This window comes from Geobacillus sp. FSL W8-0026, from assembly GCF_037966255.1.
Lineage (GTDB): Bacteria > Bacillota > Bacilli > Bacillales > Anoxybacillaceae > Geobacillus > Geobacillus icigianus.
The window spans coordinates 1,207,101-1,225,479 of sequence record NZ_CP150194.1 but is presented as its reverse complement, the minus strand read 5'-3'; the positions used below and the strand labels follow the sequence as shown (position 1 = coordinate 1,225,479).

At 55.6% G+C, this 18,379-nt stretch carries 18 protein-coding genes and 1 riboswitch; of the genes, 4 read left to right on the top strand and 14 right to left on the bottom strand.

The genetic code is table 11. The annotated features are described in order from the left end of the window. Positions 1-154: 154 nt before the first annotated feature. A complete protein-coding gene (locus tag NST29_RS06200) occupies positions 155-2,728 on the bottom strand; it encodes a vitamin B12-dependent ribonucleotide reductase (protein ID WP_033019322.1) in 2,574 nt (857 codons plus the stop codon). Between the two features lie 243 nt (positions 2,729-2,971). Continuing rightward, on the bottom strand, positions 2,972-3,808 hold the full coding sequence (locus NST29_RS06195) for a biotin/lipoate A/B protein ligase family protein (RefSeq protein ID WP_033019007.1): 837 nt from the start codon (positions 3,806-3,808) through the stop codon (positions 2,972-2,974). A 191-nt stretch (positions 3,809-3,999) separates the two neighbouring features. On the opposite strand from NST29_RS06195, the gene NST29_RS06190 reads away from it, so the two are divergent. Beyond that, on the top strand, positions 4,000-4,374 hold the full coding sequence (locus tag NST29_RS06190; protein ID WP_033019006.1) for a rhodanese-like domain-containing protein: 375 nt from the start codon (positions 4,000-4,002) through the stop codon (positions 4,372-4,374). Positions 4,375-4,487: 113 nt separating this feature from the next. Here NST29_RS06190 and NST29_RS06185 read toward each other — a convergent pair whose 3' ends face one another. From NST29_RS06185 to gcvT, 4 genes are all read right to left on the bottom strand, one after another. Beyond that, entirely contained in the window at positions 4,488-5,702 is a 1,215-nt protein-coding gene (locus tag NST29_RS06185; protein ID WP_033019005.1) for an ROK family transcriptional regulator, read from the bottom strand. Positions 5,703-6,035: 333 nt separating this feature from the next. Further along, positions 6,036-7,508, bottom strand: coding sequence for an aminomethyl-transferring glycine dehydrogenase subunit GcvPB (gene gcvPB / locus NST29_RS06180; RefSeq protein WP_033019019.1), 1,473 nt, complete (start codon positions 7,506-7,508; stop codon positions 6,036-6,038). After that, positions 7,501-8,847: an aminomethyl-transferring glycine dehydrogenase subunit GcvPA gene (gene gcvPA, locus NST29_RS06175; protein WP_033019003.1), complete on the bottom strand. Its 1,347-nt coding sequence runs from the start codon at positions 8,845-8,847 to the stop codon at positions 7,501-7,503. Before gcvPA ends, gcvPB begins: the two co-directional genes overlap by 8 nt. Positions 8,848-8,881: 34 nt before the next feature. Beyond that, positions 8,882-9,976 (bottom strand): glycine cleavage system aminomethyltransferase GcvT, encoded by a 1,095-nt coding sequence (gene gcvT / locus NST29_RS06170; RefSeq protein WP_033844172.1) that lies wholly within the window; start codon positions 9,974-9,976, stop codon positions 8,882-8,884. Positions 9,977-10,160: 184 nt separating this feature from the next. Next, a riboswitch (glycine riboswitch) is annotated at positions 10,161-10,249 on the bottom strand. 219 nt (positions 10,250-10,468) lie between these two features. On the opposite strand from gcvT, the gene NST29_RS06165 reads away from it, so the two are divergent. Together NST29_RS06165 and NST29_RS06160 are read left to right on the top strand one after the other, a co-directional pair. Continuing rightward, positions 10,469-12,133, top strand: coding sequence for an SNF2-related protein (locus NST29_RS06165; protein ID WP_033844173.1), 1,665 nt, complete (start codon positions 10,469-10,471; stop codon positions 12,131-12,133). Further along, positions 12,120-12,914, top strand: coding sequence for a YqhG family protein (locus tag NST29_RS06160; protein ID WP_339232829.1), 795 nt, complete (start codon positions 12,120-12,122; stop codon positions 12,912-12,914). The genes NST29_RS06165 and NST29_RS06160 overlap by 14 nt, the downstream gene beginning before the upstream one ends. A gap of 172 nt (positions 12,915-13,086) precedes the next feature. On the opposite strand, the gene NST29_RS06155 is transcribed toward NST29_RS06160, so the two are convergent. From NST29_RS06155 to comGA, 8 genes are all read right to left on the bottom strand, one after another. Further along, positions 13,087-13,269, bottom strand: coding sequence for a YqzE family protein (locus NST29_RS06155; RefSeq protein WP_144975404.1), 183 nt, complete (start codon positions 13,267-13,269; stop codon positions 13,087-13,089). A gap of 40 nt (positions 13,270-13,309) precedes the next feature. After that, the gene (gene comGG / locus NST29_RS06150) at positions 13,310-13,699 is read right to left on the bottom strand and encodes a competence type IV pilus minor pilin ComGG (protein ID WP_339232828.1); all 390 of its coding nucleotides are present in this window, start codon (positions 13,697-13,699) and stop codon (positions 13,310-13,312) included. Between the two features lie 54 nt (positions 13,700-13,753). Next, a complete protein-coding gene (comGF, locus tag NST29_RS06145; RefSeq protein ID WP_339232982.1) occupies positions 13,754-14,236 on the bottom strand; it encodes a competence type IV pilus minor pilin ComGF in 483 nt (160 codons plus the stop codon). Continuing rightward, positions 14,173-14,499, bottom strand: coding sequence for a competence protein ComG (locus NST29_RS06140; protein ID WP_339232827.1), 327 nt, complete (start codon positions 14,497-14,499; stop codon positions 14,173-14,175). Before NST29_RS06140 ends, comGF begins: the two co-directional genes overlap by 64 nt. Beyond that, positions 14,483-14,926: a competence type IV pilus minor pilin ComGD gene (gene comGD, locus NST29_RS06135; protein WP_033018996.1), complete on the bottom strand. Its 444-nt coding sequence runs from the start codon at positions 14,924-14,926 to the stop codon at positions 14,483-14,485. The genes NST29_RS06140 and comGD overlap by 17 nt, the downstream gene beginning before the upstream one ends. Next, positions 14,910-15,206, bottom strand: a complete 297-nt coding sequence (comGC, locus tag NST29_RS06130; protein WP_033018995.1) for a competence type IV pilus major pilin ComGC — start codon at positions 15,204-15,206, stop codon at positions 14,910-14,912. The genes comGD and comGC overlap by 17 nt, the downstream gene beginning before the upstream one ends. Positions 15,207-15,377: 171 nt before the next feature. After that, the gene (gene comGB / locus NST29_RS06125) at positions 15,378-16,406 is read right to left on the bottom strand and encodes a competence type IV pilus assembly protein ComGB (RefSeq protein ID WP_033018988.1); all 1,029 of its coding nucleotides are present in this window, start codon (positions 16,404-16,406) and stop codon (positions 15,378-15,380) included. Then, the gene (gene comGA / locus NST29_RS06120; RefSeq protein ID WP_033019016.1) at positions 16,403-17,473 is read right to left on the bottom strand and encodes a competence type IV pilus ATPase ComGA; all 1,071 of its coding nucleotides are present in this window, start codon (positions 17,471-17,473) and stop codon (positions 16,403-16,405) included. The genes comGB and comGA overlap by 4 nt, the downstream gene beginning before the upstream one ends. Positions 17,474-17,671: 198 nt before the next feature. Here comGA and NST29_RS06115 point away from each other — a divergent pair, with 198 nt between their 5' ends. Next, positions 17,672-18,361: a helix-turn-helix domain-containing protein gene (locus NST29_RS06115; protein ID WP_033018987.1), complete on the top strand. Its 690-nt coding sequence runs from the start codon at positions 17,672-17,674 to the stop codon at positions 18,359-18,361. The last annotated feature ends 18 nt before the right edge of the window (positions 18,362-18,379 follow it).

Sequence of the window (18,379 nt, the reverse complement as noted above, 5' to 3'; positions counted from 1 at the left end):
CCGTCCTTTCTTGGTAGGGTTATGGTGACTTTATTATACCAAAAGAGGAACGGTTTTCTTATTTTTTTTTGCGAAAAAAAGGAGGGTGTCCGAAAAGCGAACGCTATGCGAACACTTTTGGGACACCCTCTTTCGTTCATCCCATCCTTTCCCATTACAACCCGCACTTCAGCTGAGCGCCGCAGTTCGTGCACGTGTTGCAACCGCCGATCTCTTCGACCGTCCCTTCGCGGCAAATCGGGCAAATGTTGCCGATTTCCGAGCCGATCGTCACATCGGTGGCGCGCACGTCTTGAATCGTATCAACGAGCACGACAGGGCGTTTCGCTTCGTGTTCTTCCCCCTCTTCGGGGAGCAGTTCAAGCTGCTCTTCGATCTGATTTTCCTCTGCCTTTAACGTCAACACTTGCGTATCGCGGCTGCCGTCGACATAGACGGTGCCGCCTTTCGCACCGCCGCGCCATAGACGCTCGTACACTTTTTGCACTTGCTCAACGGTGTAGCCTTTTGGCGCGTTGACTGTTTTTGACAAGCTCGAGTCGACCCAACGTTGGATGATGCACTGCACGTCGGCGTGCGCTTCCGGCGGCAAGTCCATCGCCGTTACAAACCAAGGCGGCAAGTGGGTCGGGTCGGCTTCTGGATGTTTGTCCAAATATTCTTGGACGATGTCCGCTTTCACTTCGATAAATTTGCCCAAGCGTCCGCTCCGGTAGTACGAGAACGAGAAGTACGGCTCCAGGCCGGTCGAGACGCCGACCATCGTTCCCGTCGATCCTGTCGGCGCCACCGTCAGCAAATGCGAGTTGCGAATGCCGTATTTCAAAATATCTTGGCGAATGTCTTCCGGCATCCGTTTCATGTAGCCGGTGTTGATGAACGCTTCGCGCAGCTTGCGCGTCTCTTCCTCCGTTTCGCCGACCAAAAACGGGAAGCTGCCTTTTTCTTTCGCCAGCTCGATCGACGCCCGGTACGCGGTCGTGGCGATCGTGCGGAACAGCTCGTCCACCAGTTGATTTCCTTCCTCAGAACCGTACGCTTTTTCGCAGTAAATGAGCAAGTCAGCCAGCCCCATGACGCCAAGGCCGATGCGGCGCTCGCCGAGCGCTTGCTTTTTGTTTTCCTCAAGGAAGTACGGCGTCGCGTCGATGACGTTGTCTTGCATCCGCACTCCGATTTCAACCGTGCGTTTCAGTTTTTCGTAGTCAACGACCTTTCGTTCTTTGTCCACCATGTTCGCTAAGTTGATCGCGGCCAAGTTGCAGACAGAATATGGTGCGAGAGGTTGTTCCCCGCACGGGTTGGTCGCCACGACTTTTTGCCCGTACGCGCGGGCGTTCGTCATTTCATTGGCGTTGTCGATGAAGAAAATGCCCGGCTCGGCCGAATACGTCGCGCAAATGTTGATCAGCTTCCACAGTTCGCGGGCGCGGATTTTTCGGTAGACGCGAACGCGGTAGCCCATTTTCTCCCATTCGCGCACATCGCCGACTTCATGCCATTTTTCGTTATAAATGCGCATTTCCTCTTCGGAATAAGTTTCCACATCCGGGAAGCGAAGCGCATATTCTTCGTCGTTTTCGACCGCCTCCATGAACTCTTTCGTCAAGCAGACGGAAATGTTCGCACCGGTCAAAAAGTCAGGGTTGTGCACTGTATATGTACCGCCGGTGCGCAGTTTTTCTTCCGCGTCTTTAATGATTTCCTCCGTGAAGCCTCCGTAGTCCGGTGCGTTCTTATAGCGGACGATCGCTTCGTACATCGCCCGCTCCCGGTCGGTGAGCGGCGTGAATTTCAGCTTGTCGCGCGCCGCTTTTTTGATGCCTTCGTCTTCCATATTTTCAAGCAGGTAGCGCAAAATGCGCGGGTTTTGCATTTTTGAGACGATGAATTCGATAATGTCCGGGTGCCAGTCGGCAAGCATGATCATTTGGGCGCCGCGGCGGGAGCCACCTTGCTCGACAAGGTGGGTCAGTTTGGCAATGTCATCCAACCACGAGACCGACCCGGACGATTTGCCGTTTACCCCGCGCGCGAGCGTATGGCGCGGCCGCAATGTCGAGCCGTTCGTCCCGACGCCGCCGCCGCGGCTCATGATTTCCATCACCTGCTTCCGATGCTCGGAAATGCCTTCGCGCGAGTCTTTGACAAACGGCATCACATAGCAGTTGAAATACGTCACTTCCTTGCCCGACCCTGCGCCGTACAACACGCGGCCGGCCGGCACAAAGTTCATGCTCGAGAGCTCTTGATAAAACTTTTCGAACCACTCGTGGCGCTTTTCTTCCGTTTTCTCCACAGCCGCGAGCCCGGTTGCGTTCCGCTTGGCGATTTGCTCATAGAAAATCTCGAGCGGCTTGTCGATAATGTCGAGCGACCGAACGACAATGCCGGTCTCCGCTTCTTCGCCTTCGAGCACGTGCCGGTATTCGTCCTCAATCAGCACGCGCGCTTTTTTCGTCTCCCAATCAACGTCAACGATAAACCCGAGGCCGCGGGCAGGAAACTTCGGATCTTCCTTGATCGTCAACACGACAAAATCGCCCGGCGCGAGCGTCAATTTCTCCGTGTCCTTGAACGAATACCGGTCAAGCATCACCAAACGGGATACGCCTTTATGGGTGATGTGCATATCGGGCGTAATCGGATGCACTTGCGGAAATAGGCGGATGTCCTCGTTCAGTTTGTCGATATCGATCTTCATTTTTTCGGATGACGCCACCGTCATTCTCCTATCTCTCCTCTTTTCTATAGTTTCTCATGTTTTTGCCAACGTTGCCCTGTCTTCTCTACCTTACCATATCGAACAGAAAAAAACAATATATAGTATGATTTTTTACGAAAATCATACTATATATTGTGAAGAGAACAAATCATGTCGTTTTTGTCAAGCAAAAAAAGCTAACCACGGCGAAAAACAGGGGAGTGCCGCCATTTTTGCCGGAAAACGAACGATTGACCACACCGCTGCTCAGCGCTTGAAGTTCCATTCATCGCTTTCATATTTCGTTCGCGCCAACGTTTCCACATATTCGCGCTCTTCGGCCGTCAGCGTATACGGCTCTAGCACGATATTCAATCCTTTTTCAAATCCTTTGTAAAACGCTGCCTTCGCTTCTTCCATCGTCACCGTCCGGCTCGTCAGTTCGTTGATGGCAACCGCCTTCTTTTTAAAATCGCGCTGCAGCCGCTCTTTCACCCGCTCGTTCGGGTATTTAAACAAACTGAACAGCAGTTCTTCGTCGAGATCAAGCAAGATCGATCCGTGCTGCAAAATGACGCCCTTTTGCCGCGTTTGCGCGCTGCCGGCGATTTTTCGCCCCTCGACGACCAGCTCGTACCATGACGGCGCGTCAAAGCAAACAGCGGAACGCGGGCTGCGCAAATCCGCTTTTTCTTCTTCCGTTTTCGGCACGGCAAAATACGCATCGAGCCCAAGGAAACGAAACCCTTCCAAAATGCCTTGGGAAATGACGCGATACGCCTCCGTCACAGTCGGCGGCATCGCCGGATGCGATTCCGAGACGATGACGCTGTAGGTCAGTTCCTTGTCATGCAAAACGCCGCGCCCGCCGGTCGGACGGCGGACAAAACCGAGGCCGTGCCGTTTCACCGCCTCTAAGTCGATCTCTTTTTCGACTTTTTGAAAATAGCCGATCGACAAGGTTGGCGGATTCCAGCCGTAAAAACGAACCGTCGGCGGAATTTTTCCTTGGCTGTGCCAATCCAAAAGCGCTTCATCCAGCGCCATATTAAACGCCGGAGGACAATCGCCTGAATCAATAAAGCGCCATACTTCTTTTGCCATCGTTCCACCTTCTCTGTCATTCCTTGCTTCCGGCCCCTTGCGTTCTTGAGAAAGAGGCGTTGGGCCGCCCCTACTAGTTTAGCAAACAACGTCAGTCAAGGAAAGAAAAATGGCATCACGAAAAGACTTTGCTTTCTACGGGCGACTCTATATAATAGGAATAGTGGACGAAGGGAAAGGAGGCGTGAGGCGTGAAAGCGCTGCTCATCATTCTCGGGGCGATCATCGTATATTCGCTCATCACCTATTTATGGCAGCGGAGAATCGTCAAAGCGTTGACCGAAGAAGAATTCCGCGCCGGCTACCGAAAAGCGCAACTCGTCGATGTCCGCGAGCCGGACGAATTTGCGGCTGGACATATTTTAGGAGCGCGCAACATTCCGCTCACGCAGCTGCGCATGCGCATGAAAGAACTGCGCAAAGATCAGCCGATTTATTTGTACTGCCAAAACGGGCTGCGCAGCGGGCGGGCCGCGCAAATGCTGTATCGAAAAGGATACCGCCATTTGTATCATTTAAAGGGCGGATTCAAAACATGGACGGGGAAAGTAAAGAAAAAGGCGTAGCCGCCCGTCGACAACCAAAGGGGCTCGAAAGCGACGAGCCCCTTTTCGTTCGTTTCCCTTTCCGCCGGCCTTCAAGGCCGCCCCTCGCTTTCGGTGCGGAAAAAGCGGGGGAATCAGCCTTGCTTTGCCTGCGGTGCCGGAAGCGCCGGCTCAAATTCCGGCGGCAGGACGACCGCCTCTAATACGGAAGCGGCAGCGCCAATCGCGCAGCTTTTTTCCTTCAACTCCGACGGAATGATATACGGCTCGCTTTCTTTTTTCACAAGAATGCGCCGCTTCACTTCTTGGCGCGCCGGGTCAAGCACGTGCTCCCCGGCTTGGGCGAGCGAACCGCCGATGATGACCGCTTCCGGGTTGTAGGCATACACCGTCTGCAGCAATCCGATGCCAAGATAGCGGCCCGCTTCCTCCAAAATGCGCGCCAGCTGCTCGTCGCTCTCGGCGGCCAGCGCCATCGCCGCGACAGAAAAACGGTCGCCGAGCCATTCGGAACGCCCTTGCTCGGCTAGCCGCCGCTCAATATATTTTTCAGAAGCGTACATCTCCCAGCAGCCGATGTTGCCGCAGCTGCAGCGGATTCCGTTTAAATCGATCGTATGATGGCCAATTTCGCCAGCCAGCCCGTTTACCCCGCGATACAGTTGGTGCTGCAAAACGACGCCGGCGCCGATGCCGATGCCGGCGCTGATGTAAACAAAATGGGCAAACTCTTTGCCAGCGCCAAACCATTTTTCTCCAAGCGCCGCCAGCTTCGCCTCGTTTTCGACGATAATCGGATGGTGCGGCCACCGTTTTTGCAACGCCGAAGCGAGGGCGACATCTCCCCAGCGCAAGTTGGGCGCAAAAACGACCGTCCCGCTTTCGGTGTGAACCACGCCCGGCACGCCGATGCCGATGCCCATCACCCCATACGGCGTCGCGGGCGCCCGGCGGATCGCCGCTTCAATGAGCTCGGCCATCTCACCGACGATCGCTTCCTGCCCCTCCGTCGGACGAAACGAACGGCGCTGCTCCCAAATGATTTCCGCGTTTAAGTTCGTCAGCACGGCGTACAAATAGTTGACGCCAAGCTCAATGCCAACTAGCGAACCGGCATCGGCGTTAAAGCGAAGCATGAGCGGCCGGCGCCCGCCCGTTGACTCGCCGATGCCGCTTTCATGAACGAAATGCTCGGCGATCAGTTCATCCACAAGCGCGGAAACGGTCGCTTTGTTTAAACCGGTCGTTTTCGCAATGTCGGCGCGCGAAATCGGATGCTTTTCGCGAATCAATTTCAAAACGAGCTGTTTATTCATTTTTTTGACGAGCGTAATGTTTCCTGTCCTCACGTCTCTGTCACCCTTTTCATTGGATTGATCGGATATGTCTTGCGAAAGGGCAGAGGCGCTTCACTATGGCTGTGCTGCATCCGTCGATTCCTGCCGTGTGGGCTTCTTGGCCATCCGCTTTTTCATTCAAGCCGTCGAGCGCCCATGTGCCAAAGCTGAGCTCACTGACCCGCAGATCAGTGTTCCCCAACTGCCGATACCGCATGTTCCTCTCCCCCTTTGTTCATTTCTAACCATTAGTTTATATATTAAACTAACTCTCTTGTTCTGTCAACGCCAGCGAACAAAACGGCCCGCTCCGTTGGGGAGCGAGCACTCATCAATAATCAAACGTCAGTTGTCGCTATGTTTTGGTTTTTGATAGCGCAAAATCGGCTTGCGGGCCGCGGTCGTTTCATCCAATCGCTTGACCACAGTCGTATGCGGGGCTTCTTGAACGATTTCCGGATTTTCCTCCGCCTCTTTGGCAATTTGGATCATGGCGTCAATAAACGCGTCGAGCGTCTCTTTTGACTCTGTCTCCGTCGGCTCAATCATCATGCACTCTTCGACGATGAGCGGGAAGTAAATCGTCGGCGGATGGAAGCCGAAATCAAGCAGCCGCTTGGCAATATCGAGCGTTCTGACGCCGAGTTTCTTTTGCCGGCGTCCCGACAGGACGAACTCGTGCTTGCAATGGCGGTCATACGGCAAATCGTAATAGTCGGCAAGCCTCCGCATCATATAGTTGGCGTTTAACACAGCGTACTCGCTCACCGCCGTTAAGCCGTCCGGCCCCATCGAGCGGATGTACGTGTACGCCCGGACGTTGATGCCGAAATTGCCGTAAAACGGCTTGACGCGGCCGATCGACTGCGGGCGGTCGTCATCGAGATCATAGCCGTTTTCTCCTTTTTCGATGACCGGCTTCGGCAAAAACGGAATGAGGTCCGCTTTCACCCCGACCGGGCCGGAGCCTGGGCCTCCGCCGCCATGCGGGCCGGTGAACGTTTTATGCAAGTTCAAATGAACGACGTCAAAGCCCATGTCCCCCGGGCGCGCCTTGCCAAGAATCGCGTTTAAATTCGCGCCGTCATAATACAGCTTGCCGCCGGCTGCGTGGACGATTTCAGCCATTTCGACGATCTGCTCTTCAAACAGCCCGAGCGTATTCGGATTCGTGAGCATAAGCGCCGCTGTATCCGGACCGACGACGCGCTTTAAGTCTTCTAAATCGACAAGTCCGTCGGCCGTCGATTGGACCGTCACCGTCTCAAAACCGGCGACCGTCGCTGACGCCGGGTTCGTGCCGTGCGCTGAATCCGGGACAATCACTTTCGTCCGGTTGAAGTCGCCGTTTGCTTCATGGTAAGCACGGATCATCATCAGCCCGGTCCACTCGCCGTGGGCGCCGGCCGCCGGCTGCAAGGTGACGGCATCCATGCCGGTGATTTCTTTTAAATGCTCTTGTAAATCATACATCAACTCAAGCGCCCCTTGCACCGTCTTTTCCGGCTGAAGCGGATGAATGTGGGCAAACCCGGCGAGGCGGGCGACGTTTTCGTTGATTTTCGGATTGTATTTCATCGTGCACGACCCGAGCGGGTAAAAGCCGGAATCAACGCCGTGGTTTCGTCTCGACAGCGCCGTGTAGTGGCGCATTAAGTCAAGCTCCGACACTTCCGGCAGCTCTGGCTCTTCGGTGCGCAAGTAGTCGGCCGGCACGAGCTCGCTGACATCGACAGCCGGCACGTCAAGCGCCGGTAGGCTGTAGGCGATGCGCCCCGGCTTGCTTCGTTCGAAAATGAGCGGTTGATCATTACGCATGGCCATCCCCCAATTCATTGACAAACCGATCGATTTCTTCTTTTGTCCGCACTTCCGTCACCGCAATCAGCATATGGCCGGAAAGTTCTGGATAGTCGCGGCCGAGGTCATAGCCGCCGATGATCCCTTTTTCGAGCAGGCGATCGTTCACATCAGAAACCGGCTGACCGAGCCGGACGACGAACTCGTTGAAAAACGGGCCGGCAAACGGCGACGACAACCCGCGTTTTTCAAGCTCGCGTTTCGCGTAATGCGCCTTTTGCATATTCATCACCGCCATTTCTTTCACGCCCCGCTTGCCGAACGCCGAGAGCGCTACGGAAGCGGCCAAGGCGTTTAACGCTTGGTTGGAGCAAATGTTCGATGTCGCCTTATCGCGGCGGATGTGCTGCTCGCGCGCTTGAAGCGTCAAGACAAACCCGCGGCGCCCGTCCTCATCGGTCGTCTGCCCGACGAGCCGCCCTGGAATTTTTCGCATGAGCGGCGCTTTGACGGCGAAATAGCCGCAATGCGGACCGCCAAACTGCGTCGGAATGCCAAACGGCTGCATGTCCCCGACGACGATGTCGGCGCCAAACGCTCCTGGCGGCGTCAGCACGCCAAGCGCCAATGGGTTGCTGGCGACAACGAATACACTTTTCTTTTCATGAACGAGCGGCTCGATCGCTTTCAGCGGCTCGATTTGACCAAAAAAGTTCGGATATTGGACGACAACGCACGCCACATCATCCCCCATTTCCGCTTCAAGCGCCTTAAGGTCGGTGATGCCGCCGTCATACGGAATTTCTTTCACCTCAAGCTTCTGACCTTTCGCATACGTGCGCACAACTTCTCGATACTGCGGATGAACGGCGGTGGAGATGAGCACTTTTTTGCGCTTCGTATGCGCGGCGCCTAGCAGCACCGCTTCGGCAAGCGCCGTGCCGCCGTCATACATCGACGAGTTGGCAACATCCATGCCCGTCAGCTCGCACACCATCGTCTGAAACTCAAAAATCGCCTGCAGCTCGCCTTGGGAAATTTCCGGTTGATACGGCGTATACGCCGTATAAAATTCAGAGCGCGACAGGACATGGTCGACGACAGCCGGAATGGAATGGTCGTACACCCCGGCTCCTAAAAAGGAAACATATTGTTTGATGTTGGCGTTTTTTTCCGCCAAGGCTGCAAGCTCTTTCCACAGCTCCGGCTCCGATTTGGCCGGTTTCACCTTCAGCTTGCCGCGGAAGCGAACTTGTTCCGGAATATCAGCAAACAACTCATCAATCGAGGCAACGCCGATCGTCTTCAGCATCTCCTGTTTGTCTTCTTCCGTCATCGGCAAATAACGATGGAGCACTGCGTTTTCCCCTTTCCTTGTCGCTTTGGAATCGTCACTTAGCCCGCCTGTAAAACGGAATCGGCACGATGTTCGCTTTCAGCCGCTTGCCGCGGATGTCCACCTCCACCTCCTGGCCGATGGCGGCCACCTCCGCTTTCACCAAGGCCAAGCCGATGTTTTTCTTCAAGGTTGGTGACTGCGTGCCGGTCGTGACGAACCCGACCTCTTCGCCGTCGGCAAAGACAACGTATCCGTGGCGCGGAATGCCTCTGTCGATCATTTCAATGCCGACGAGCCGGCGCGGCGGCCCTTCCTCTTTTTGCCGTTTCAATACCGCTTGGCCGATAAACGGCGGCTCTTTTTCCGTCTTGACGGCAAAGCCGAGCCCGGCTTCAATTGGTGAAATCGCGGCGGACAGCTCTTGACCGTAAAGCGGCAAACACGCTTCAAACCGGAGCGTATCGCGCGCGCCCAATCCGCATGGAAGAACGCCGTCACGAGCTCCAGCGTCGAGGATCGCCTCCCATAGCGCGGCGGCGTCTTCGGCGCGGCAGTACAGTTCAAACCCGTCCTCGCCGGTATAGCCGGTGCGCGAAACGAGCGCCTTCACGCCCGCAACTTCGACGCCGTCAGCGAATGAAAACGGCCGCAGCGCCGTCAAGTCGAAATCGGTCAACGTTTGCAGCACGCGTTCGGCCGCCGGCCCTTGCAAAGCCAGCTGGGCCGTCTCCGCCGATACATCCTCAAGCTCGACGTCCCCCTCGGCATGCTCGCTTAGCCAAGCAAAGTCGTTTTCGGTATTGGCGGCGTTGACAACCAATAAATAGTCGTCTTCCCCTTTTTGATAGATGAGCAAATCATCGACCGTGCCGCCGTCCTCGTAGCACATAAGCGCATATTGCACCCGGCCGGGCCGCAGTTTGGCGACGTCGTTCGTCATCAGCTTTTGCAAAAACGCGAGGCTTCCGCGGCCGCGGACGGCGATTTCCCCCATATGCGACACGTCAAACAGCCCAGCGCGCGTCCGTACGGCTTCATGCTCTTCTTTAATGCTGGAAAACTGCACCGGCATTTCCCAGCCGCCGAATTCAATCGTTTTGGCGCCATAGCGGGCATACGCCGGAAAAAGCGGCGTGCGCTTCAGCATCTCATTCCCTCCTTGTCGTCGATCGCAGAAAAAAAAGACAGACTCCACCCTTTCGATCAAAGGGGGCTCTGTCCTGGCACCTGAAAGTTTCCCGCCGGCCGGCTGGCGCGTCCGTTTCCGGTCCGCGGGGCCGATCGGTTTCCTCTTGGGTGGCCTGCGCGAACGCAGGCGCTCTCCAGAGCTGCGTCAAGCAAGAGTCTTTTTGCCTGAGAGATTCGCGTTTCCGCTTGCTCCTTCGGCGCTACATTCCGTAGTCTCTCCCCTTGCCGTCATCCGCTACGCGATATTTTTTTCCAAAACGGGCATACTAACAAACGCCCTCAGCAACAAGTCATGTGAATGTTCTAAATTTATACTACCATTAACGACAGCCCGAGGGCAATAGGAAATGATCGAACTTTATTAGGAATTGAAGTCCAAAATGTTCTCTTTTTTATTTAACATACTATCTCTTTGACTGATAAACATTCGTCATGAGGGAAGGGAATCGCCATGAATATCGATTTGGAAATGGATCAGACATGGAAGGAGGAATTTCTCGAGCGCGTGGAAAAGGACGGACCGTGGGCGAGCTGGGAAATGTACGAACTGGCGCTGGAAGCTGCCCATCATTTGATCGTTCCGGAATTTGACGGCTTGCAGGCGCCGAAACATTTGCCGCATGTAACGATTCTGCCGCACCAGCTTGAAGTGGCGCGCCGCGTCGTCGAGGAAATGAACGGCAAGGCGATTTTGGCCGATGAAGTCGGGCTCGGCAAAACGATCGAAGCCGGGCTCATCTTGAAAGAGTATATGATTCGCGGTCTTGTCAAAAAAGCGCTCATTCTCGTTCCCGCCTCCCTTGTTTCGCAATGGGTAAGAGAGCTGAACGAAAAGTTTTTCATTCCAGCCGTCCAGCAGAAAAAAAGCTACGTCTGGGAGCAGTGCGACATCGTCGTATCCTCGATCGATACGGCGAAAAAGCCGCCGCACCGCGACATCATCTATGAGCAGCCATACGATATGATCATCATTGACGAGGCGCACAAACTGAAAAACAACAAAACGAAAAACTACGAGTTTGTGCAAAATTTAAAAAAGAAGTTTTGCTTGCTGCTGACGGCCACACCGATCCAAAACCGGATCGAAGAAATTTTCAACCTTGTCTCGCTCCTGAAGCCCGGCCATTTAGGCAGCGCCGAACAGTTTGCGAACACATACGGCAAAACGCGGGCGGTGCAAGCGAACGACCATTTAAAAGCGCTCGTCAACAAAGTGATGATCCGCAACCGCCGCGCCGACACGCCGATCGAATGGTCAAAGCGCCACGTCGAGCCGGTGCTGATCGAGTTTACCGATGAAGAGCGCGAGCTGTATGAGGCGGTAAAAGCGCTCCGTCATGCGTCGTTCGCCGGATCGTTTTCGCTCATCACGCTGCTTCGCGAGGCGTGCAGCAGCCGCGAGGCGTTGTTTCTCACGATCAAAAACATGATCGACAAATGCGGCGAAGCAGTTCCAGAACCGCTTGAGCGCGTTTTGGAAAAAATCAACGCCGTCACGACGAACTCCAAAGCGGAAAAAGCGCTTGAGCTCATCCGCTCGATCAATGACAAAGTCATTATTTTCACCGAATACCGGGCGACACAGCTGTATTTGCAATGGTTTTTAAAGCAGCACGGCATCTCGTCCGTCCCGTTTCGCGGCGGCTTCCGGCGCGGCAAAAAAGACTGGATGCAGGAACTGTTTAAACACCACGCCCAAGTGTTCATCGCCACCGAGGCGGGCGGCGAGGGCATCAACTTGCAATTTTGCCGCCATGTCATCAACTACGACTTGCCGTGGAACCCGATGCGCCTTGAGCAGCGAATCGGCCGCGTCCACCGCCTCGGTCAGACGGATGACGTTTACATTTACAATTTTGCCGTCAAACAGACGGTCGAAGAGCATATTTTAACGCTTCTGTATGAAAAAATCCGCTTATTTGAGCGGGTCGTCGGCGAGCTGGACGACATTTTGGCGAAGATGAACCTCACTAACCTTGAACATTACTTGGAAGACGCGATCGTCCACTCACGGAGCGAAGGGGAAATGAAAATTAAAATGGAAAACATTATAGCGATGATCGAACTGGCAGAACAGCTGCGAAGAGAAGGAGGACAACGCCATGCAGCAACATGAAATCCGCCGCTTTGTGGAACGTTACTTTACAGCCAATGGCTGCGCGCTCCTAGAAGCCAATGATGATTACCTCACCGTTCAACTGACGACGGAAATGGACAAGGAGCTGATGAATCGACCGTTTTATTGGCATTACATCGAACGGACGGGCGGCGTCCCGCAGCCGATGCAGCTCACGCTCATCACCCGCGCCAATGAACGAACAGACAAACTGAAAGGAGAACGCCTCCATTTCGGCGCGCCCCGCTTGCATCAGCTGTTTCGCTCGGCGCAAAAACGCGGCAGCTTCATCCGCCTGTATGAGGAGCCAAACGCGCCCTTAAACGGAAACGCCGCCCTTCATCCATGGCTTGGCATGAACGTGGTGATTTCGTATGAATGCGACCGAAAAAAAGATGAGATCGTTTCGCTTGGCATCCATCTCATCAGCGGAACGATCGTCGAGTCGTTTCACGAACGGCTGCGTGAGCGGCGGCTGACGGCGAAAATTCCCGATTATTGTTTCACGATTTCTCCGCTCATTAAACCTCGAAGCGGCATCGGTCGCCTTGAACAATATATCGAGAGCCGCATCGGTGCGGACGACCACACATGGGCGGAGGAAGCGCGCCGGCGCTGGGCTGACGATTTGGCGTTGCTCGATGAATTTTACAAAGACTGTGAGGAAAAACCGGAATGCTACTATATTGAAAAAGAGGCGCTCGAAAAACAATACAAGCCGCGCATCATCGTTTCCATCGTCAACGGCGGCTTGTTTTACTTGCTGCCCCGCCAACCGTAAAAAACGGCGCGGCTCCGCAACGCGGAAAGGCCCCTCCATCTCGCGAACGACCGAACCGACAACGCTCTCCTGCGGCTCCGCAACATGGAAAGACGCTTCCCGCCCCGAGCGGAGCGAAACGGCACGACTCGCCCAACCAAAATCAGTCCGCCGGCAGTCAGCCGGCGGACTTTCACCGCGCACGGCGGCGAAATAAGAGACGGAGCGAAAACGGAACCATGCCAAACAAATGGTACGAGAGCGGGGGGCGCTCTTGTTTCCGCGATTGCCGTCGCTTCCTTCGCTCCTCTTTCGGCATATCCATGTAAGCGACAAACTGTTGGGTGACAAACTTGACGTAATCGTTCACAGCCATCGAATCCCTCCCACTTCAGTTTTCCCTCCTTCTTCCTTTTTTAACCGTTCCCCTCCCTCCACTCCGTAATATCGAGCGCCGGCAGCACGACGGTGAACGTCACCGCGCGCTGAAGCCCGGATGTTGAGCGGATCGATAACACGACCCGAACGCTCGTTTTGTCTTTCCTTTCCCAGCGATAGGCAACGACGCCGCGCGGATAAGCCCATTCCCCTTCTTGACCGGCCGTCGACAACGACGCTGCCGCGATCTGCACTTTGACATCAACGACCGCCATCTGCACCAATTCCTCCGCTTCTGCCGCCTGCCGGGCCGCCTCAGCCGCCTGCCGCTCCGCTTCATACAGAAGCAAGGCGTTCGCCACAGCACACGAAAACAGCATCGCCACCACGGCGATGAACGGAAAAATGACACCTGCCTGCCGTTCCATCTTCTCCCCTCTTTTGCCGCTACGTTTTTTTCACGACCAATGTCGCCTTTCTCGCTAAAACGCGCGGGCGACAAACGCCTCCCAAACCGTTCCATCGTCAGCGACCACCGTCACGAACAAGCCGCGGGCACCGGCGCGATAAGAGACGGCGCGCACATGGCGAAGCGCCGTTTCATAGCCGGCACCGTCCACCTGGCGAATCAATTCCGCCCGCCGCGTCATGAGCAAAAAACGGACTGTCTCACCGCTCCACTTTTGCAAATAGAAGACGTCCCCATCGGCCGACCAGCGCTCTGTTTCATTCATCTCGATCCGCAGCTGCTGCAAAAACAAGCGCCACTCAAGCGGCGAAAACCCGTCAATCGCCGCCGTTCCTAGCACGCGGGCGGACAAAAGCAGCGGAACAGCGGCGGTGATCATGATCGCCACCAGCAGTGAAACCAGCGCTTCGATCAACGTAAACCCGCTCGTTCCTACCGTTTGCTGTAGCCGCAGCGCTCCCGCTCGCGGCCGACGTAATCGTTCCAGCGCACGCATACGCGCCACGTTCTCTCTCCTTCCTCCCGTCCTTGCAACCGAAACGTCGTTCGTCCGTCCACCACGACCGCTTCCCCGACAAGCGGCTGTTCATACATCGCGACCGTCAATAGCTGATCCGCCTGCTCTTCGAGAACTAGATTGCGCCGTTCGGCGGCGATCTGCAAAAGAAGCGGCAGAAACCCGGCGGCGGTCAGCCCAAGCAGCGACAACGCCAGCAGCGATTCCACGAGCAAAAAGCCTTTGCTACATTTTTTGCACATAAAATCGTCCTTTCCCGAGCAAAAACGTCAGCTTATAGCTCTGCTTCACTCCTTGCACCCAAACCGTCCCTCCTCTTTCAATGTTGCCGTTGCCGGTAAAGACAAGCGGATTGCGCAGCGTCACTAGCTGAAACCGCCATGGAGACGGGAGAGAACGGGCGGCGACCTGCCGCCCGCTGGCTGCCTCGATCACCTTGTACTCCGCGCCGCGTTCCGTAAAAAAGACCGCGACCTTCATCCGATGGGCTAAGGCGTATTGCTGCGCGCTATACAAATCGGTGCGCAGCACGGCGAGCATATGGATCTCGTTTTGCTCGCGCACGACGCCGCCAAGCGCGGGAACAGCCAACCCCGTCAGCAGCAAAACGACCGTCAGCACAATCAACATTTCCAGCAGCGTGAAGCCGCCGTTACGAGCCGCTCTCACTCACAGCACCATCCGCACTGATTTGCACGGCATGTCCGTTTGGACAACGGTCGGACTTAATATAACGGGCAGCGACCAGCTCCTGCACGGTCGGAACGCGGTGATACTCCATTTCATACGCCTTCACTTGCGCTTGCACGGTGTTCAAAAACGCCTCACATCCTTTCGACTGGATCATGCTATTATGTTTGGTCATGTTCGGAATGGCAATCAAGAGCAGGACAGAAATCACCGCCATGACAATTAGCATTTCAATTAAGGTGAATCCCTTTTCTTTCATGATTCCTCCTCCTCGCCTCATTTGGAATATAGCAACGGACGGATTCTTTTGAGAAGAACGGACAGGAGACGGAACAAAACCCGTTTTTTTAGGAGAAAGAGGGGGATGGCGGCGCCCGTGCCCAGCAGCCGCCAGACGCGGGAACATCGTGTCGCTTCATCGCGCACCTCGTCACCATTCACTCAACATCGAAAACATCGGCAGCAAAATCGCCAAATACAAGCCGATAATCATTGAGCCGACGACCGCCAACAGCAAAGGCTGCACCCGTTTCAACGCCGATTCCATTCGCCGTTCCATCATCTGCAGCAAAAATTCGCTGTAATGCTCGAGCTCTTTCCCCAACTCGCCGCTCGATTGGCCGTGGCGGATGACCAGCGCCAGCTCAGGCTCATAGCAGCGGGCGGCGCCGATCAGCTCATCAAGCGGCCGCCCTTGCCTCAGCCCGTCGCGCATGCGCTGCCCTTCCATCTGCAAAAACGAGGGGGACGACGGCTCGCTGAACGCATCAAGCGCATCGTAAACAGACAACCCCGCTTGCAGCAAACGCCCGAGTTGACGCGCCACAAGTTGGGTCAGGAACATTTTCAGAAAGGAGGCGAACCATGGTATGCGCAGCATCCAGTGGAGTTGACGAGATAATGGCCAGCGGCGAAGGTAAACGGCGGAAATGAGAGCGGCGAGCGCTGCCAACAAGGCGATAGCGGCTAGTGCGGCGGGGAAGTGGGCGATCACGTCCAGCAGCTGAGCGGTATGCCCGCGTTGAGCGGAAAACGAGGCGGCCGCCTGCTCGAACTGCGGCAGCAACCACCATTCAACGATCGCAAGCATGACCAGCAGCAGGAGAAAGAGGAAAAGCGGATAGCGGGTGAGGCGGCGCAGCTGCTCTTGGAAGCGCGCCTTCTGGGCCAGCATTTCCCCCGCTTCCATCAGGCCGCGCGGCAAATCGCCATTCCGCTCGGCGAACGTGAGCAGGCTGACGGCGAGGCGATCAACGGACAGCGCCTCCATGGCGGCGGACAGCGGCAAGCCATCGCGCAGCCGCTGCAAACAACGCTCCAGCTCCAAACGGCGCGGCGCTGAAGACTGAATGGCCAAAAACTCAAGCGCTCGTGCGAGCGGATACCCCCGCTCGAGCAGCCGGCCAAGCCGAGTGAAAAACAACGCCTGCTCGGCCGGCGGCCATGCTGTTTTTCTCATCGTTCATCCCCTCCGACAAGTTCCAGCGTATGTGACGGCAAGTAGCCGAGAGCCATCCCTTTACGGACAAGGCGGGCCAGCGTGAGGTAAGCGGGGCGGCGTTTTCGGCTTTCGCTAGTGAGCGAATCGATCACCTCACCCAATGCGGCGCCGTAGAGCAGTTCATGGATCGCGGTTCGCCGCCGGCGCCCAAGGCGGCGGCATGACAGGTGGCAGGCGTCGCCGCACAACGGACAGCGGAGCTCAACGAGGCGCTGGGCAGAAACGGCAAGCAGCGTCTCAGCCAAATCCCGAGGCGAAACGCCAAACTCGCGCAGCCGATAAACGGCGCCGACCGCATCGGCGGCGTGCATCGTGGACACGACGAAATGGCCGCTCAGGGCGGAACGGACGGCGATCACCGCCGTATCTTGATCGCGGATCTCGCCGACCATCAACACGTCAGGATCGTGGCGCAGCGCCGCTTTCAACCCTGACGCGTACGTCATGCCCGCTTTTTCATTGATTTGCACTTGCAAAAACCGGTCGTTTCGTTTTTCGACAGGATCTTCAAGGGTAATCACATTGCGTTGTCTGTTGGCTTGGCACCAATCAAGGAGAGTGTACAGCGTCGTCGTTTTTCCGGAGCCGGTCGGCCCGGTCAGCAAGACGAGTCCTTGCGGTTGCTGCATCAAAGAAATCAATCGCGCGGTGGAATGCGAAAATAAGGAAAGTTCGCGAAGCGGCAGCGAAAAACGCTGCGGCAGCAGGCGGATGACGAGGCTTTCATCGTAGAGGGTCGGGAGCGTGGATAAGCGCAAATACACCGTTTCCCCCTGTTCATTCACTTCCATGGCGCCGCTTTGCGGCCGGCGTCGCTCCCCGATATCCATACCGGCCAAAAACTTAAAGTGAACGATGATCCGTTCCGCTGTCTCCTTTGTCAGCGTGCCAATCTCCGTCAGCCTACCGTCAAGGCGGAGGCGAACGACGACATCGTAGCGGCGCGGGACAAGATGGAGGTCTGAAGCGCGGCGCCGCACGGCCTCAGCAAGGAGACGGCTAGCGATCTGTTCAATCGGCTCCAGTGCACCATTCCTCCTTTCGATTCGGATGTCGTTTATTTCGACAAGAATCAACCGTTTTCCTGCTAAGAATGAAAAATTTTTTGTGAACGTTTTTTGACATTTCCTTGGCCGGCTCCAAACCGTGACAAAAATCATTTTGCGCCTTGGACCATTTCATTATCATAACTGTATCAATGCTTTATTTAGGAGGGATCGCCGTTGGAATCAACGCTGAAAATTACAAGCGTGCTCTCTGACCCGACGAGGTTTCATATTTACGAATATATGGCCACCATCCGGCGCGACGTCTCGGTGCAAGAAATCGCCGATCAATTTCGCATTCATCCGAACGTCGCTCGTCTTCACTTAACAAAACTGGAAGATGTGAACCTCGTCGTCTCAAACACGCAAAAAACGGGAAAAGGAGGACGGCCCAGCCGATGGTATCGGCTGTCGGATGAAGTGATCAGCTTATGTTTTCCGTTCCGCGATTACCAGCTCCTCGCCCACATCGCCGTTCAAACGCTGGTGGGGCTTGGGCCAAGCGGACAGAAAGTTCTGCGGGAAGCAGGAAAAGAGTTCGGACGCGAGTACATCGCCAACCGCGTAGCGCATAGCGACACTATCGCGGCGCTCCGTTCGGAAGAAAAGATTCGCCTTCTGACAGAAGCGGCCGGATTTCTCCCTCGAGCCCGCCGTGAAGTCAAGGACACAGCCATGTCTTTCGAGTTTTGCAACTGCCCGTTCAAAGAAATCGCCGAAAAACAGCCAGAGACGGTTTGCGGCATGCACCACGCCTTTCTTGAGGGAATGGCTGAGGCGCTGTTTGCCAATGCCCGCCTCATTGAAACGGAAAACATGATGAAAGGTAGCCGCTGCTGCTGTTATCGTCTCACCATCCGCCCGTAGCAGCCTGCTTCGTTCCAC

Bases quoted from the DNA above. Each gene is read 5' to 3' on its own strand.
- NST29_RS06155 (WP_144975404.1), bottom strand. From the start codon at position 13,269: ATGGCTGTGAACGATTACGTCAAGTTTGTCACCCAACAGTTTGTCGCT.
- comGF (WP_339232982.1), bottom strand. From the start codon at position 14,236: ATGCGTGCGCTGGAACGATTACGTCGGCCGCGAGCGGGAGCGCTGCGG.
- comGG (WP_339232828.1), bottom strand. From the start codon at position 13,699: ATGGAACGGCAGGCAGGTGTCATTTTTCCGTTCATCGCCGTGGTGGCG.
- NST29_RS06140 (WP_339232827.1), bottom strand. From the start codon at position 14,499: ATGTGCAAAAAATGTAGCAAAGGCTTTTTGCTCGTGGAATCGCTGCTG.
- NST29_RS06195 (WP_033019007.1), bottom strand. From the start codon at position 3,808: ATGGCAAAAGAAGTATGGCGCTTTATTGATTCAGGCGATTGTCCTCCG.
- NST29_RS06165 (WP_033844173.1), top strand. From the start codon at position 10,469: ATGAATATCGATTTGGAAATGGATCAGACATGGAAGGAGGAATTTCTC.
- comGC (WP_033018995.1), bottom strand. From the start codon at position 15,206: ATGAAAGAAAAGGGATTCACCTTAATTGAAATGCTAATTGTCATGGCG.
- gcvPB (WP_033019019.1), bottom strand. From the start codon at position 7,508: ATGCGTAATGATCAACCGCTCATTTTCGAACGAAGCAAGCCGGGGCGC.
- gcvT (WP_033844172.1), bottom strand. From the start codon at position 9,976: ATGCTGAAGCGCACGCCGCTTTTTCCGGCGTATGCCCGCTATGGCGCC.
- NST29_RS06160 (WP_339232829.1), top strand. From the start codon at position 12,120: ATGCAGCAACATGAAATCCGCCGCTTTGTGGAACGTTACTTTACAGCC.
- NST29_RS06200 (WP_033019322.1), bottom strand. From the start codon at position 2,728: ATGACGGTGGCGTCATCCGAAAAAATGAAGATCGATATCGACAAACTG.
- comGB (WP_033018988.1), bottom strand. From the start codon at position 16,406: ATGAGAAAAACAGCATGGCCGCCGGCCGAGCAGGCGTTGTTTTTCACT.